The sequence below is a fragment of the Parasphingomonas halimpatiens genome (genome assembly GCF_036663795.1).
In the GTDB taxonomy this organism is placed as follows: Bacteria; Pseudomonadota; Alphaproteobacteria; order Sphingomonadales; family Sphingomonadaceae; genus Sphingomonas.
In genome coordinates this window covers 222,341-237,094 of sequence record NZ_JAXOJP010000001.1, presented here as the reverse complement: position 1 = coordinate 237,094, position 14,754 = coordinate 222,341, and the positions used below count along the sequence as shown (strand labels likewise).

Genomic DNA, 14,754 nt, shown 5'->3' with positions numbered 1-14,754 from the left:
GCGTCAATGCCGGTCCACATCCCCCGCGCGCCAGCCGCCGCCCATCGCCTGATAGAGCTGCACCCGCGCCGTTCGCGCATCGGTTTCCAGCCCGACCAGCGCCAGCTGCGCGCTGAGCAGGCCGCGCTGCGCGTCGAGCTGTTCGAGATAGGAGGAATAGCCCTCGCGGTAGCGGTTGGTCGCCAGGCGGAATGCCTCGGCCAGCGTGTCGCGCTGGTGCCGCGCCAGTGCGATCTGCTCGTCGAGATGCCTGCTGGTCGCCAGCGCGTCCTCGACCTCGCGGAAGCTGGTCAGCACGGTGCGGCGATAACCCTGCGCGGCCTGGTCGCGCTGCGCGGCGGCGACATTGGCCTGGGCGCGCAGCCGCCCGCCCTCGAACAAGGGCGCGAGCACGCTGCCGCCGATCGACCAGATCGTGATCGGGTCGCCGAGCAGCGTCGAAAAGGCCGCGCCCGCCGCCCCGGTCAGCCGCAATTGCGGCAGGAAGCGCTTGCGCGCCGCCGCCAGCGACGAATCCGCCGCGGCGAGCTGGTCGGCGGCCTGGGCGATGTCGGGGCGGCGTTCGAGCAGGTCGGACGGCAGGCCGTCGGGGATCGGCGGCAGCGCCAGCGCGGCGAGCGTGCCGCCGCGCGCGATCGGCCCCGGCACGTCGCCGGTCAGCAGGCTCAGCCCATTCTCGGCGCGCGCAATCGACGCCTCGATCTGCGGGATGATCTGCGCCGTCGCGTCATATTCGGCCTGCGCCTGTTGCAGCTCGAGCCGCGGCGAATAGCCCGCTCTGTCGCGCGAGGTCGCCAGCTTGAGCGCGCCGGCGCGGGCCGCCAGCGTGTCGCGCGCCACCGCCAGCCGCGCATCGAGCCCGAGCAGGGTGATGTAGAGATTGGCGGTCGCGCTGGTCACCGCGAGCCGCGCCGCGTCGCGCGCCGCCGCGCTCGCCAGCCACGCACTGCGCGCCGCCGAGGCGCTGTCGGCGAGCCGCCCGAACAGGTCGACCTCATAGGCCGCCTGGAGCTGCGGCTGGAAATAGCTCTGCACCTGCGGCGTGCCGAACGCGCTCACCGCGCGCGACCGGCCCGCGCCGGCACCGCCGTCGAGCGTCGGCAACTGCTGCGCGCGCGCCAGATCGGCCGTGGCGCGCGCCTCGCGCACCCGCGCCGCGGCGATCGCGATGTCGCTGTTGTTGGCCAGCGCCTTGTCGACCAGCGCGGCGAGCGCCGGATCGCCAAAGCCGCGCCACCACAGCCGGTCGAGCGGCGCCACCGCGCCCGGGTCGGTGCGCCATGCCGCTGCCGGCGTGACCGGCGCGACCGGCGTGGTCGCGATATGCGGCCGGGCGCACCCGCCAAGCGCACCCGCCAGCAGCAGCGCCGCCGCGCCCGCGCGCGTCATCGCCCGCCCCCGCGCGTATCGATCGCCACCTCGACCGACATGCCGGGCTGGAGCCGCCGCGGCATCGACTGGTTCGGCTCGATCGCGATGCGCACCGCGATGCGCTGCGCGACCTTGACGAAATTGCCGGTGGCATTGTCGGACTTGATCACCGCGAACTCCGACCCCGCCGCCGGCGCCAGACTCTCGACATGGCCGCGCAGCTTTACGTTGCCCAGCGCATCGACGCGGAAGGTCACCGGCTGGCCGATGCGCATGTCGCGGGTCTGCGCTTCCTTGAAATTGGCGACGATCCACACGTCGTGCGGCACGAGGAACAACAGCTGTGTGCCGGGGCTGACGAACGCGCCGTTGCGCACCCCGATCTCCGACAGCTGGCCGTCGACCGGCGCGCGGATCACGCTATTGTCGAGGTCGATCTGCGCCAGCCGAAGCTGCGCCTTCGCCGCCTCGACCGCCGCCTGCAGCCCGCCGCGCCCGACCATCACGGTGCGCACGTCCTGCGTGCCGATCGCGCGCCCGGCCTCGGCCTGGCGCACCGTCGCCTCGGCCGCGAGCAGCGCGGCGCGCGTCTGGTCATGCTCACGCGCCGAGATCGATCCATCGGCGACCAACGTGTCGGCGCGGCGCATGTCGGCGCGCGCCTTGTCGCGCTGCGCCCGTGCGCTGGCGATGGCGGCGTCCTGGCTCAGCGTCGCGGTTTCGCGCGAGCGCTGCGCCTGCGCCGAATTGGCCAGCGCCGCCTCCTGCGCGGCGACGTTGGCCTGCGCCTGCGCGACGCGTGCGCGGTAGATGCGGTCGTCGATCGTCGCCAGCACCTGCCCCGCCTTGACCTCGGCAAAGTCCTGCACCGGCACCGAGGTGACATAACCGCTGACCTGCGGGCTGATGATCGTCACCTTGCCGCGGACATAGGCATTGTCGGTGTCCTCGCGCAGCCCGGCGAACGGCGGCAGCCGCCAGGCGTAGAGAATCGCCAGCACCGCGAGCAACGCGATGACGACGATCATGACCAGCGTCGTGCCGCTCCGCGCCGGCGGGCGCCAGCCGCGCGGCGGCGCGTCGACCTGCGGATCGGGCGTCGTCATGACCGTTTCGTCCATCTTATTTTCCCTTGGCATCCGGCGTCGCCATCGCCTGCATCATCTTTTGCTGGAGCTGCACGACCGGCGACACCTCCTCGCGCCGCCAGATCGACCAGCGGATCGCAAAACCCCACAAGGCGGTCAGCACGGCGAGCACACCGACCAGCAGGAACACGTCGTTGAAGGCGAGGATATTGGCCTCGCGCGCGACCTGCCGGGCGAGCGTTGCCGCCCCCGCCGCGCCGCGCAGCGTCTGGTCGCCGATCGTCCCGGCATAGATACCCGCGCCGCCGCGGATCCGCGCCGCGACCTGCGGATCGGTCATCACGATCGCCTGGACCAGTTCGTGCGAATGGACCTTTTCGCGCACCACCTGGAAGGTGCCGAGCAGCGCGCTGCCGGCAAGCCCGCCCATGCTCTGGCTGATCGAGAACAGCACGACGAAGGTGATGAAATGCTTGCCGCCGGTCAGGATCGCGCGCGCCATGCCGATCACCATCGCCTGCGCCAGGAACAGGACCGAGGCGAAACCGATGATCGCCTGGCTGAGATAAAAGCTCTCGGGCCGCGTCAGGTTGGTCGAGAATGCGTCCATGAAGGCCCCGATCGCGATCAGGATGACCGCGATGTTGATCGGCCGGGCGAGGCTCGCCGGCCGGAAGGTCAGCACGGCGACGACCAGCCCGAGCAGCGATGCGGCGACGATGATCAGGTTGAGCGTGATCATCTGGTCGTTGAGCATGCCGAGCACCGTCAACAACCCGACCGAGCCGAACGCCTGTTCCGACAGCAGGATGCGCACCGAGCCGGCGACGAGCATCAGCCGCACGATCTCGCGCGTGGCGAGCCAGCGCGTATCGATCAGCGGATTGACGCGCTGATGCTCGACCACCACCGCCGCCGCGATCAGCACGACGCTCGCGACCAGCGCATAACCGATCCAGTCGCGCTCCAGCCACCATTCGATCCGTCCTTCGGACAGCACCGCGATGAGCAGCCACAGCCCCGGCGCGAGCAACGCGAAGGTCAGGAAATCGAGCGGCTCGAACACCTTTTCGCGCTCGCTCGGCGGCAGCGGCAGCGCCATCACCGCGACCAGCGAGAGCAGCGCGAGGCCAAGCTCGAACCAATAGACCATGTGCCAGTCGCCCCAGTCGAGCAGCCCCGGCGACAGCGCGCGCGCCAGCGGGGTGGCGAGCTGCGGAATCGAGATGCCGAACATCACCCCGGCAAGCCGCTTGGCCGCCGGCATGCTCTGCATGAAGTAGAGGATGGTCAGGGTGGACAGGCCGCTCGCCGCGACGCCGCTGATCGCGCGCACCGCGACCGAGGTCCAGAAACCGTGCACGAACAGGTGCAGCAGCGTGCTCAGCGCATAGACGACGAGCGCATAGCGAATGAACGGCTGCAGCCCGAATTGCTGGCGATACTTCACCAGCAACAGGTTCGCCGTGACGTTGGTCATGTAATAGGCTGCGGTCAGCCAGGCGCTCTCGTTGGGCGCCAGGCCGAGCGTGCCTTGCGCGAAATTGAGGTTGACCAGCACCAGCGCATTGCCGAGCCCGGCGGTGACGCCGATCAGCCCGCCGATCGCGAAATAGCCGACGCGGCGGCGCGTCGGATGATCGGGGTTGGCCGGCGACCCTGGCAGCGTCGGGCGCTCGTGCGGCTGGAATGTATAGCCTTCAGGATCGGCGGTCTGGTCGGCCAAAAAAACTCTGCCTTGCGGTCCGGCGGTCGTCAGGCGAGCGACCGGGCGGTGTCGATATCTTGGGTGAGGTCGGCCGGAGCCCACCCCTGTCTTATAGTCGTAAAGCAACACGCGGCGCGCCACCGCGCCGCCCCATGACAGCCGTCACGGGGCAGGCGACGGTTGGTCATCCGCATGGCGCGCAACGTCCGTGCCCGGCGGCTTGTTCCGCCTCGGCAACGAATTGTTGCACTGCGATCATCCCAGCCGGACCGATAGCATGACCTCGTCGGTGAACGGCAAGCTGATATAGCCGTTGGCGACGGCGCCGACATGCGCGACATAGGCCGGGCAATAGTCGGCATTGTCGGCGACGATCACCGCGCCCGGCCGCAAGCGTGGCTCGACCAGCGCCAGGATGTCGCCATAAAGCGACTTCGCGCCGTCCAGCAGCAACAGGTCGACCGTCTCGGGGAGATCGCTTGCCAGCGTCTGCAGGGCATCGCCGACGCGGATGTCGACCAGGTCGGCCAGCCCGCCCGCCGCGAGGTTGGTGCTGGCCCGCGCCACCTTCGACGGTTCGAACTCGCTCGTCACCAGCCGGCCGCCGCCATTGTCGCGGAGCGCCGCCGCTAGGTGCAGCGTCGACAGCCCGAACGACGTGCCGAACTCGACGATCGACCGCGCCCGCACCGCCCGCGCCAGCATGTAGAGCAGCCGGCCAGTGTCCGGGGAGACAGGCAGCGCATAATCCTTCAGCCCGGCATAGAGCATGCGATAATCGGCCCGGCTGCGCATCAGCCGTTCGCGTTCCTCGGGCGATATGGCGGCAAAGGCGGGGTCGGTCGCCGGCGATTGCGCCTCGGCCTCGGCAAACAGGCGCGCGAGCAGGGGCGCCACCGGGGCGCTGGTCAGGGTGGTCATTGCGTATCTCCATGGTGCGGGCGGATGGGTGTTTGCCCGCCCCGGAAAATACGACTAATCCGTCGCGTTCCCTATTCGCATTGGCAGCGACACCCCATGGCAGGCGCCGAAACCACCGCCGTCTCCTCGCGCAAGCAGCCACGCCAGCAGCGTTCAGCCGCGCTGGTTTCGGCCGTACTCGACGCCGCTGTTCAGGTTTTGACGCGCGAGGGCGCGGCGCGGTTCACCACCGCGCGCGTCGCGGAACGCGCGGGCGTCAGCGTGGGGTCGCTCTACCAATATTTCCCCAACAAGGCGGCGATCCTGTTTCGCCTGCAAAGCGACGAGTGGCGCGAGACGTCGCAGATGCTGCGCGACATCCTCGAGGATCGCACGCCGTCGCCGCCGGCGCGGTTGCGGCGCCTCGTCCACGCCTTCCTCCGCTCGGAATGCGAGGAGGCAGCGGTGCGCGGCGCGCTCAACGACGCCGCCCCGCTCTACCGCGATGCCGCGGAAGCGGTCGAGATACGCGCCGCAAGCGCCGGCGTGGTCGAGGCGTTCATGCGCGAGGCCTTGCCCGACGCGCCCGATCCAGTGCGCGTGCTGGCCGCCGACCTGATCAAGACCACCATCAGGGAGGTCGGCGCGTCCTTCTCGGCGACGCCGCGCACGCCGGACGAGATCCATGCCTATGCCGAGGCGCTCGCCGACATGTTCGACGCCTATCTCCACCGCCTCATGGGGGCGGCGCACGGCAGCTGAGGCGCCTCAGCTCCGCAGCGCCACCTTCGCCGTCACCGACAGGCCGGGCCGCAGGCGCGCCAGCGCCGGCTGGCCGGGGTCGAGCCTGATCCGCACGCCGACGCGCTGGACGATCTTGGTGAAATTGCCCGAGCCCGGCTCGAACGGCAGCAGCGTGAAGGCGCTGCCCGCGCCGGGCGCGAAGCTTTCGATCCGGCCGGTAAGCACGGCGCCGCCCAGCGCATCGACCGTGATCTGCGCCGCCTGCCCGACGCGCATGTCGCGCGTCTGCGTCTCCTTGAAATTGGCCACGACATAGAGCGAGGCGAGCGGCACCAGCGTCAGCACGCGCGAGCCGGGCTGGAGATAATCGCCGACCTGCACCTGGCGATTGCCGACCACGCCGTCGATCGGCGCGACGACCAGCGCATGGTCGCGATCCTGCAGCGCGAGGTCGCGCGCGGCGCGCGCCTTTGCCGCATTCGCCTCGGCCTGGGCGAGTTGCGCTTGCAACACCGGACGGCGGGCGCGGGTGACCGCTTCCTGCTCGCCGCTGACCCCGAGATCGGCCCGGCTGCGCTCGCGCTGCGCGGCGGCGCCGATCGCCGTCGCCGCGATGCGTTCGGCGTCGCGGCGCGTCGCGAAACCCTGCGCGATCAGCGCTTCGAAGCGCGTCCGATCGGCCGCGGCGCGGGCATATTCGGCATCGGCCGCGGCGATCGTCGTCCCGGCGGCGCGGCGTTGTGCCGCCGCCAACCCCTCATCGGCCGACAGCGCGGCGAGCGCAGCGCGTGCGCTGGCGACGCCGGCATCGGCATCGGCCACCGCCGCCTCGGCGGCGCGGACGCGCGCGGCATAATCTTGCCCGTCGAGCCGCAGCAGCGGTTGGCCGGCGCGCACCGCCTGGTTGTCCTCGACCAGCACCGCCGCGACCAGACCGCCGACGCGTGGCGCGACCGCGCTCGAATCGGCATGGATATAGGCGTTGTCGGTGCTTTCGCTGCTGCGCGGCGCGGTCAGCCACAACAGGCCGGCAACCGCGATGACCACCGCCAGCAGACCCATGACCAGCGCGTTGCGCGGCACGGCGAAGCGCCGGCGCAGCGGCGCGGCAACCGCAAGGCTGTCGGCGGCGAGCGGCGCGTTCACTGGCTCAGCACCAGCAAGGTCGAGGTGGCCGAGGCCAGCAGCCGCCCCGACGCATCGGTCAGTTTCGCTTCGGCATAGGCGATGCGTCGGCCGAACACGGTGACGATCCCCTCGGCGCGGACCGTGCCGGTGTCGGCGGTCATCGCGCGGTGATAGGCGACCTTCAATTCGAGCGTGGTGAAACCCTGCCCCGCCGCGAGCTTGGCATAGGTCGCGATGCCGCAGGCCGAATCGAGCAAAGTCGCGGCATAGCCGCCATGCACCTGCCCCATCGGGTTATAGGCATGTTCGCCAGGCACGCCCTCGAACACCGCGCGGCCCTCTCGACCTCGACCAGCGCGAAGTCGAGCGTGCGGCCGATCGGCGGCTGGCCGCCGCCGGCGAGCATGGCGCGGACCTGCGCCAGACCATTGGGTGCATCGGCGCCGTCACTCATGCCGCCGCCTCCAGCCCGTAATGCGCCATGATCGCGGCGCGTGTCCGGGCGAGGATCGCGTCCGACTGCGCGCCCGCGCCGACGCTGCGCGCCAGCGCCACCGCGCCGACCAGTTGCGCCATCAGCGCGGTCGCCTCGCTTTCGGGCTCGGCCACGCCGATTGCGTCGAGCACCGTCGCGATGCGGCCATTGAGCGACGCGATGCCGGCACCGAAACGCTCGCGCATCGGCGCCCCGGCGCGCGCGAAATCGCCCGACAGCGCCGGCAAGGGGCAACCCCGTTCGCGCGCATCGCGGTGCGCCGCCGACAAATAGAAATCGACATAGGCACGCAGCGCACCGCGCGGATCGTCGCTCGCCGCGAGCGGCGCGGCGCGGCGCCGCGCGCTGTCGAACATCTCGCCGATCGCCTCGACGACCAGCGCATCCTTCGACGGAAAATGGGCGTAGAAGCCGCCATGCGTCAGCCCGGCGCGCGCCATCACGCCCGCCACGCCGACCCCGTCCGGCCCCTTGGCGCGGATCTCGCGCGCCGCCTCCTTCAGCACCCGCGCCCGGGTCTCCGCCTTGTGTTCGTTCGCATAGCGCACTTGCCGACTCCCTTTATATGACGCATATAATATAATCGCGGACGGAGACAAGAGCGGTGGCGACGAGTGCGATTTTCCTGAGCCCGCGCGCGCCCTTCGACCCGGCGGCGCTCGGCAATGCGCAGAAATATGCCATCTTCGCGGTGATGGCGTTCGGCCAGTTCATGGCGCTGATCGACATCCAGATCGTCGCCGCCTCATTGAACGAGGTGCAGGCCGGGCTGTCGGCCGGTCCGGACGAGATCAGCTGGGTGCAGACCGCCTATCTGATGGCCGAGCTGGTGATGATCCCCTTCTCGGCCTTCCTCACCCAGGCACTGTCGACGCGCTGGCTGTTCGCGCTGTCGGCCGGGCTGTTCACGCTGTCGAGCGTGCTGTGCGGCGCGGCATGGAGCATCGAATCGATGATCCTGTTCCGCGCGGTGCAGGGTTTCGTCGGCGGGGCGATGGTGCCGACGGTGTTCGCGACGGGCTATGTGCTGTTCACCGGCAAGCAGCGCGCGATGATCCCGGCGATCCTCGGCATGGTCTCGGTGCTCGCGCCAACGCTTGGGCCCACGGTCGGCGGGTGGATCACCGATGCGCTGGGCTGGCGCTGGATCTTCTACATCAACGTCGTGCCGGGCGCGATCGTCACGCTGCTGACGCTGGCGCTGGTCCGCGTCGACGCGCCCAATCTCGCGATGCTCAGGCGGATCGACTGGGTCCATCTCGCGTCGATGGCGACCGCGCTCGCCGGCCTCGAATATGTCCTCGAGGAAGGGCCGAAGAACGACTGGTTCGGCGACACCAATATTCTCTGCGCGGCGTGGGTCTCGGCGGTCGCCTTCCTGCTGTTCCTCGAACGCTCGTTCCGCTCGTCGGGGCCGATCGTGAAGCTGACGCCGTTCCGCAAGCCGACCTTCGCCTTTGCCTGCCTGTTCAATCTGGTGATCGGCTTCGGCATTTATGCGGGCACCTATCTCGTGCCGGTGTTTCTCGGCCGGGTGCGCGGCTATAACGCGTCGGAGATCGGCACGACGGTGTTCATCTCCGGCATCGCGCAGCTGCTCGGCGTGCCGATCGCCGCCGGCCTGTCGCAGCGCGTCGACCAGCGCATCGTCATCACCGCCGGGCTGACCTTGTTCGCCTTCGGACTATGGCTGTTCAGCGCGATGACCCCAGACTGGGGTTTCGCCGCCCTGTTCTGGCCGCAGGTCGTGCGCAGCTTTGCGATCATGCTGTGCATCGTGCCCTCGGTCGGGCTGGCGCTGGGCCATTTCGACGGACCCGAACTGCGTTACGCCTCGGGGCTGTTCAACCTGATGCGCAACCTTGGCGGGGCGATCGGCATCGCGGTCGTCAACACCTGGCTCGGCGACATGACGCGCTGGCACGCGCTGCGGCTGAACGAGGCGCTCGGCGCGATGCCGCGCGCCGCCGGCGAGGCGTTCGCCGCGCTGACCCGCTATATGGGGCAAGTCACCCCCGACCCGGTCCGCGCCGCGACGATGGCCGATGCGGTGATGACGCGCATCGTCGGCCGCGAGGCGCTGACGCTGGCGTTCGACGACGTGTTCCGGCTGATGGCCTATCTGTTCCTCGCCGCGCTGGTGCTGGTGCCGTTCTGTACGCCACCCAAAGCTGGCGCGAGCGCGCCGCCGGCGGAGGCGCATTGAGGGCTTCGTGCGTTGAGTCTGGATCGCCTATTATTTCCGTTCGCCCTGAGCTTGTCGAAGGGCTGTTCTTCTTTTCAACGGTAGAAAGCAGAACAGTGCTTCGACAAGCTCAGCACGAACGGTAGGGCGGGACGACATTACCCTGACCCGGGGGATCACCCGACGCGACTATCAACCCGCAGGCGCCGCCGCCCCATCGTTCGCCGGCGGATCACACAGCCCCGAGCGGTTGAGCAATTCGGTCAGCTCCTGCACCGCCTTGCTGAGGGCGAGCACCTCGTTCTCGCGCAGCAGGTCGAGCTTCTGGTGCAGCGACTCGATCTCGAGCTCGGCCTTGATGTTGATCTGATAGTCATGCTCGGCCGCCAGCCGGTCGATGTCCTGCTGGCGGTTCTGGCTCATCATGATGAACGGCGCGGCGTACGCCGCCTGGAACGACAAAGCGAGATTGAGCAGGATGAAGGGATAGGGATCCCAATGCTGGATCCAGGCGGTGATGTTGAGCGCGATCCAGAAGACCAGGATCGTCGTCTGGATGATGATGAATTTCCACGAACCCATCGTCGCCGCGACGGTGTCGGCGATGCGCTGTCCGGCGGTCAGCGGGATCGCCGGCGGTGCGGCGGCGCCCTGATCGGTGCGCGCGATGCGGCGCAGGCGGCGCAGTTCGGCGAGCAGCTTCGTCTCGCCCTCGCGGATCTCGCTGCGTACGGTTTCGAGCGTCATGCCACCCTGCCCTCCTGTTAGCGGCGGACGATATCGCGGGAATGGCGGCAACCCAATGGCCTGCCGGTGAATTGTCCGTCATGCGCGGGATTGGTTATGGGAGCGCGCCAAACAGAGCGAACGGTACTTGGTTCGAGATGTTACCCATCGACATCGATATGCCGATCACAACCGCAGCGTTTCCGCAAAACTGACCGCCGTCACAATGGCGGTGCCACCATGCCGCTCAAGCGACAGCAGGTCGTCCTTGTCGCCGGTGACCAACAGGTCCGCCTTTCCCGCTTCGCACAGCGGCAGCAGGAAATCGTCGCGCGGATCGCGCGATCGCTCGACCGGCGGCAGCCGATCGACCATCTCGGCGATGGCCTTGATCTGGTTGATCAGACGCCCCGCCTCGGCGGGCTTGAGGCGCGCACGGATCTTGTCCCGGCGCGTGACCTCGCGCAGCTCATCGAGCTGGATCGCGTGGCTGACAAGGATGAAGCGGTGATCGAGCCACGCCTCGACCAGCCGGGCCGGCACGACGCCGGCCGACAGGAGCCCGCTAAGCAGCATGTTGGTCTCAAGGATAACGCGCACCTTCAGCGGCGCGGCGTTGACCAGATCACCTTACATGCCTCTCCGACCTCTTCCTCGATCATCCTTTCGACGACGTCGGCGGCCAGGTCGTGGTTACGCGCCTGAACCTCCTTGATCGTTTCGCGCATCACCTCACGATTGACCGCTTCTTCGACGAAACGCGAGAGGTCTCCCTTGCGCCCACCACGCGTCGCCAGCAGCGTGCGGAGCGCAATGTCGGTGTCGCGCGAGACCTTGAGACTCCAGCATGCGCGGTCGCTCATCCATCACCTGTGTGTTTATGCGTCTGGACGTTTATCACGCTCAGCGGCGTCGGCTGCAACGGCAACTGCCGCCGCCCCCTCACCCCACCATCTCCCCCATCGTCACATAATCGAGCTTGCCCGTGCCCAGCACCGGCAGCGCCTCGACCGCGCGGATGTCGCGCGGGATGGCGATTTCGGCGACGCCATTGGCCTTGGCCCAGCTCGACAGCGCGGCAAACTTCGCGTCGGGTGCGGTGGTGAACAGCACGAGCTGCTCGCCCTTGCGCGGATCGGGGCGGGTGACGACAGCATGGTCGAAGCAGGGCCACAGCGCGGCGGCATAGCTTTCCACCGCCGGCAGCGAGATCATCTCGCCGCCGATCTTGGCGAAGCGCTTGGCGCGGCCCCTGATCGCGACATAACCGTCCGCGTCGATCGCGACGATGTCGCCGGTGTCGTGCCACCCGCCCTCGGGCGGTTGCAGCAGGCCGGGCGCATCGGCCTTGTAATAACCCGCCATGATGTTGGGCCCGCTGATCGACAGCCGCCCGCCTTCCTCGATGCCCGGCACTTGCTCAAGCCGCGCGGTGATGCCGGGGAGCAGCCGGCCGACCGTGCCGGCGCGGAAATGCATCGGCGTGTTGACCGCGATCACCGGCCCGGCCTCGGTCGCGCCATAACCTTCGAGGATGCGCAGCCCGAACTTCTCGGCATAGACCTTGCGCGTCTCGTCGCGCACCCGCTCGGCCCCGGCGAAGATGTAGCGCAGCGCGTAGAAATCGTAACTGTGCGCCATCCGCGCATAGCCGGCGAGGAAGGTGTCGGTGCCGAACATGATCGTCGCGTTGCTGTCATAGGCCAGCGCCGGCACGATGCGGTAATGCAGCGGGCTGGGATAGAGCAACGTCTTGATGCCACTCAGCACCGGCAGCAGCGTGCCCCCGGTCAACCCGAAGCTGTGGAACACCGGCAGCGCGTTGAGCACGACGTCGGCGCTGCTGAAGTCGATCCGCGCGGCGAGCTGCTGGCAATTGGCGAGCAGGTTGCGGTGGCTCAGCGCGACGCCCTTGGGCAGCCCTTCCGAGCCGCTGGTGAACAGGATCACCGCCGGCGCGTTGGGGTCGATCGCCAGGCGGCGATGGTTGCGCTCGGCAAAGCGCGCGGCGAGCAGCGCGCGCAGCTTCGCCCCGGCGCCGATGCCGGCGGCGATGTCTTCCAGGTACAGCACGCGCCGCCCATCGGCGACCAGCCCGGCCAGAACGTCGCCGAGCTTGGCCTGCTCGACAAAGGCGCGCGCGGTGACGATCGTGCGCACCTCGGCCGCGGTGCACGCCGCCTTCAGATTGGCGAGGCCAGCGGTATAGTTGAGCATCGCCGGCACGCGGCCAATCGCCTGCAGCGCGAAGAAGCTCACCACCACGCCCGCGACATTGGGCAGCAGCACGCCGACCGCCTCGCCCGGCGCACTCGCCGCGCCCAGCGGCCGCGCCAGCGCGAGGCTGCCGGTGATCAGCTTGTTGTAGTTCAGCGGCACGCGCTTGATGTCCTCGACCACCCTGGCCTTGCCGCCATGGATGGTGCGCGCGTCGATCAGCGCGCCGAACAGCGAGCGGTCGATGTCCGAGGTGGCGAAGATCATCTCGCTCATCTCGTCATACAGCCGCCGCCCGGCGATCGCGCGGCGCGCGCGCGCCGACATCTCGCCCTCGATGACGAAGCGGCGCGGCGGCAGGATCGTCAGGTGGATCTTGGGGAAGGTGCGCAGCCGCACCTTGCCGCGCAGATAGGAGAAGGGCGTGTATTGCGCGCCGTCGATGCGCACCGGGATGATCGGCGCATCGGCCTTGTCGGCGACCATGCCGGGGCCATCGAACACCTTCATCAGCGCGCCGGTCACGGTGATGCGGCCCTCGGGGAAGATCACCAAAGTGCGCCCCTCGCGCACCGCCTTGACCATGCGCTTGGCCGACATCGGGTTCGCCGGGTCGACCGGAAAGGCGTGGAACAGCTTGAGCAGCGGCTTGATCCACCAGCGCTGGCAGATCGCGGTGTGCACCGCAAAGGTCGGCTTGCCGGGCAGGAAGGCGGCGAGCAGCAGCCCGTCGATGAACGAGACATGGTTGACCACCACCACCGCGCGCGCGCCGGGCGCCGGCATGTTCTCCGCGCCGGTCAGCTCGATGCGGTAAACCAGCCGCAGCGCGGTGCGGATCAGCGCCTTGAACACCGTTTCCGGCAGCAGCCAGCAGGCGATCAGCGCGACCGCCAGCGTCGAGAAACCCATCGCGCCGATCACGCCCTGCACCGACACGCCCGACGCCATCATGAAGGTGACGATCGCGACGACCACCACCGTCACCGCCGAGTTGACGATGTTGTTGGCGGCGATGATGCGCGAGCGCTCGTTCGGCGGCGTCGCGGTCTGCAGGATCGCGTACAGCGGCACGATGAACATGCCGCCCGACAGCGAGATGGCAATCAGGTCGATCAGGATGCGCCAGTTGCCGCTGTCGGCGACGAAGGCGAGCGGGCCGACATTCCTGACCAGCGGGACATAATGGTGCGTCGACAGCCACAGGTCGATCATGCCGGCGGCCATCACCAGCGCCGAGACCGGGACATATTTCGCCGACACCTTGCCGCCGAGCAACCGGTTGACGAGCAGCGAGCCGAGCGCGATCGCGACCGAGAAGACCACCAGGAACAGGATCACCACGTCGCGCGTGCCGCCCAGCACGGTCGCCACCAGCGGCACGAAATAACCGAGCAGGATCGCGCCGACCGCGAAGAACCAGCTGATCCCGAGGATCGACAGCCACACGCCCTCGCCGTCATGCGCGGTCTTGAGCACGTGCCAGGTACTGCGGAACGGGTTGCGGTCGATCCGCATACCTGGCGCGGCCGGTGGCGCGGCGGGGATCGCCCAGCTCACCGCGAAACCGAGCACCGCCAGCGCGCACGCCGTCATCCCCGCTTCCCACGGCGCGAGCTTGCTGCCGAGCAGCTGCCCGCCGAGAATCGCGAGGAAGGTCCCGGCCTCGATCAGCCCGGTGCCGCCCATGATCTCGTTGGCGTGCAGGTGCTGCGGCATCAACGAATATTTGACGGGTCCGAAAAAGGTCGAGTGCATGCCCATCATGAACAGCGCGCCGAGCAGCAGCGGGATCGATTCCGCCCAGAAGCCGAGCAGGCCGAGGCCCATGATGCCGATCTCCGCCGCCTTGATGACGCGCACCAGCTTGGCCTTGTCCCACGCATCGGCGATCTGCCCGGCCATCGCCGAGAACAGGAAATAGGGCAGGATGAACAGCCCCGTCGCGATCGTCGTCAGCTGTTCGGCGCTGTGCGGCGCGTCCTTGTAGATGGTGTAGGTCGCGAGCAGCAGCATCGCGAACTTGAGCACATTGTCGTTGAACGCCCCGAGGAACTGGACGACGAACAAGGGCGCGAAGCGGCGTTTGCCGAGCAGCGACAGATCCGGCGCAGACATTGGCTCTTCTCCCGTTCAAGCCCGGCGCGGCCATGCCGCAGCGCCGGTTAAGAAATGCCGCACGCACGGAGGT

The 14,754-nt window shown here is 68.8% G+C and carries 13 protein-coding genes; 2 read left to right on the top strand and 11 right to left on the bottom strand.

Annotated features, from left to right (window positions below):
• Window positions 1-3 precede the first annotated feature (3 nt).
• From U1839_RS01080 to U1839_RS01065, 4 genes are all read right to left on the bottom strand, one after another.
• Complete coding sequence (locus U1839_RS01080) at window positions 4-1,389, bottom strand: efflux transporter outer membrane subunit (protein WP_332801824.1); 1,386 nt, start codon at window positions 1,387-1,389, stop codon at window positions 4-6.
• On the bottom strand, window positions 1,386-2,492 hold the full coding sequence (locus tag U1839_RS01075; protein ID WP_332801823.1) for an HlyD family secretion protein: 1,107 nt from the start codon (window positions 2,490-2,492) through the stop codon (window positions 1,386-1,388). Before U1839_RS01075 ends, U1839_RS01080 begins: the two co-directional genes overlap by 4 nt.
• 1 nt (window position 2,493) lies before the next feature.
• Window positions 2,494-4,185, bottom strand: a complete 1,692-nt coding sequence (locus U1839_RS01070) for an MFS transporter (RefSeq protein ID WP_332801822.1) — start codon at window positions 4,183-4,185, stop codon at window positions 2,494-2,496.
• Window positions 4,186-4,422: 237 nt separating this feature from the next.
• Window positions 4,423-5,088 (bottom strand): O-methyltransferase, encoded by a 666-nt coding sequence (locus U1839_RS01065; protein ID WP_332801821.1) that lies wholly within the window; start codon window positions 5,086-5,088, stop codon window positions 4,423-4,425.
• Window positions 5,089-5,184: 96 nt separating this feature from the next.
• Here U1839_RS01065 and U1839_RS01060 point away from each other — a divergent pair, with 96 nt between their 5' ends.
• Window positions 5,185-5,829 (top strand): TetR/AcrR family transcriptional regulator, encoded by a 645-nt coding sequence (locus tag U1839_RS01060; protein WP_332801820.1) that lies wholly within the window; start codon window positions 5,185-5,187, stop codon window positions 5,827-5,829.
• 6 nt (window positions 5,830-5,835) lie between these two features.
• Here U1839_RS01060 and U1839_RS01055 read toward each other — a convergent pair whose 3' ends face one another.
• The 3 genes from U1839_RS01055 to U1839_RS01045 all read right to left on the bottom strand — a co-directional run bounded on the left by U1839_RS01055 (window position 5,836) and on the right by U1839_RS01045 (window position 7,983).
• Window positions 5,836-6,957: an HlyD family secretion protein gene (locus tag U1839_RS01055; RefSeq protein WP_332801819.1), complete on the bottom strand. Its 1,122-nt coding sequence runs from the start codon at window positions 6,955-6,957 to the stop codon at window positions 5,836-5,838.
• Window positions 6,954-7,268, bottom strand: coding sequence for a PaaI family thioesterase (locus U1839_RS01050; RefSeq protein WP_332801818.1), 315 nt, complete (start codon window positions 7,266-7,268; stop codon window positions 6,954-6,956). The genes U1839_RS01055 and U1839_RS01050 overlap by 4 nt, the downstream gene beginning before the upstream one ends.
• Before the next feature lie 121 nt (window positions 7,269-7,389).
• On the bottom strand, window positions 7,390-7,983 hold the full coding sequence (locus tag U1839_RS01045; RefSeq protein ID WP_332801817.1) for a TetR/AcrR family transcriptional regulator: 594 nt from the start codon (window positions 7,981-7,983) through the stop codon (window positions 7,390-7,392).
• Window positions 7,984-8,039: 56 nt separating this feature from the next.
• Between U1839_RS01045 and U1839_RS01040 the strand changes: the two genes are divergently transcribed.
• Entirely contained in the window at window positions 8,040-9,641 is a 1,602-nt protein-coding gene (locus U1839_RS01040) for a DHA2 family efflux MFS transporter permease subunit (protein WP_332801816.1), read from the top strand.
• 171 nt (window positions 9,642-9,812) lie between these two features.
• Here U1839_RS01040 and U1839_RS01035 read toward each other — a convergent pair whose 3' ends face one another.
• The 4 genes from U1839_RS01035 to U1839_RS01020 all read right to left on the bottom strand — a co-directional run bounded on the left by U1839_RS01035 (window position 9,813) and on the right by U1839_RS01020 (window position 14,681).
• A complete protein-coding gene (locus U1839_RS01035) occupies window positions 9,813-10,367 on the bottom strand; it encodes a DUF1003 domain-containing protein (protein WP_332801815.1) in 555 nt (184 codons plus the stop codon).
• Window positions 10,368-10,532: 165 nt separating this feature from the next.
• Complete coding sequence (locus tag U1839_RS01030) at window positions 10,533-10,946, bottom strand: putative toxin-antitoxin system toxin component, PIN family (RefSeq protein ID WP_332801814.1); 414 nt, start codon at window positions 10,944-10,946, stop codon at window positions 10,533-10,535.
• 2 nt (window positions 10,947-10,948) lie between these two features.
• Window positions 10,949-11,209, bottom strand: coding sequence for a ribbon-helix-helix domain-containing protein (locus U1839_RS01025; protein WP_332801813.1), 261 nt, complete (start codon window positions 11,207-11,209; stop codon window positions 10,949-10,951).
• Window positions 11,210-11,288: 79 nt separating this feature from the next.
• Window positions 11,289-14,681 (bottom strand): acyl-[ACP]--phospholipid O-acyltransferase, encoded by a 3,393-nt coding sequence (locus U1839_RS01020; RefSeq protein WP_332801812.1) that lies wholly within the window; start codon window positions 14,679-14,681, stop codon window positions 11,289-11,291.
• Window positions 14,682-14,754 lie beyond the last annotated feature (73 nt).

Coding starts and splice junctions, on each gene's coding strand:
- U1839_RS01080 (WP_332801824.1), bottom strand. CDS start 1,389: ATGACGCGCGCGGGCGCGGCGGCGCTGCTGCTGGCGGGTGCGCTTGGC.
- U1839_RS01075 (WP_332801823.1), bottom strand. CDS start 2,492: ATGGACGAAACGGTCATGACGACGCCCGATCCGCAGGTCGACGCGCCG.
- U1839_RS01065 (WP_332801821.1), bottom strand. CDS start 5,088: ATGACCACCCTGACCAGCGCCCCGGTGGCGCCCCTGCTCGCGCGCCTG.
- U1839_RS01060 (WP_332801820.1), top strand. CDS start 5,185: ATGGCAGGCGCCGAAACCACCGCCGTCTCCTCGCGCAAGCAGCCACGC.
- U1839_RS01035 (WP_332801815.1), bottom strand. CDS start 10,367: ATGACGCTCGAAACCGTACGCAGCGAGATCCGCGAGGGCGAGACGAAG.
- U1839_RS01025 (WP_332801813.1), bottom strand. CDS start 11,209: ATGAGCGACCGCGCATGCTGGAGTCTCAAGGTCTCGCGCGACACCGAC.
- U1839_RS01020 (WP_332801812.1), bottom strand. CDS start 14,681: ATGTCTGCGCCGGATCTGTCGCTGCTCGGCAAACGCCGCTTCGCGCCC.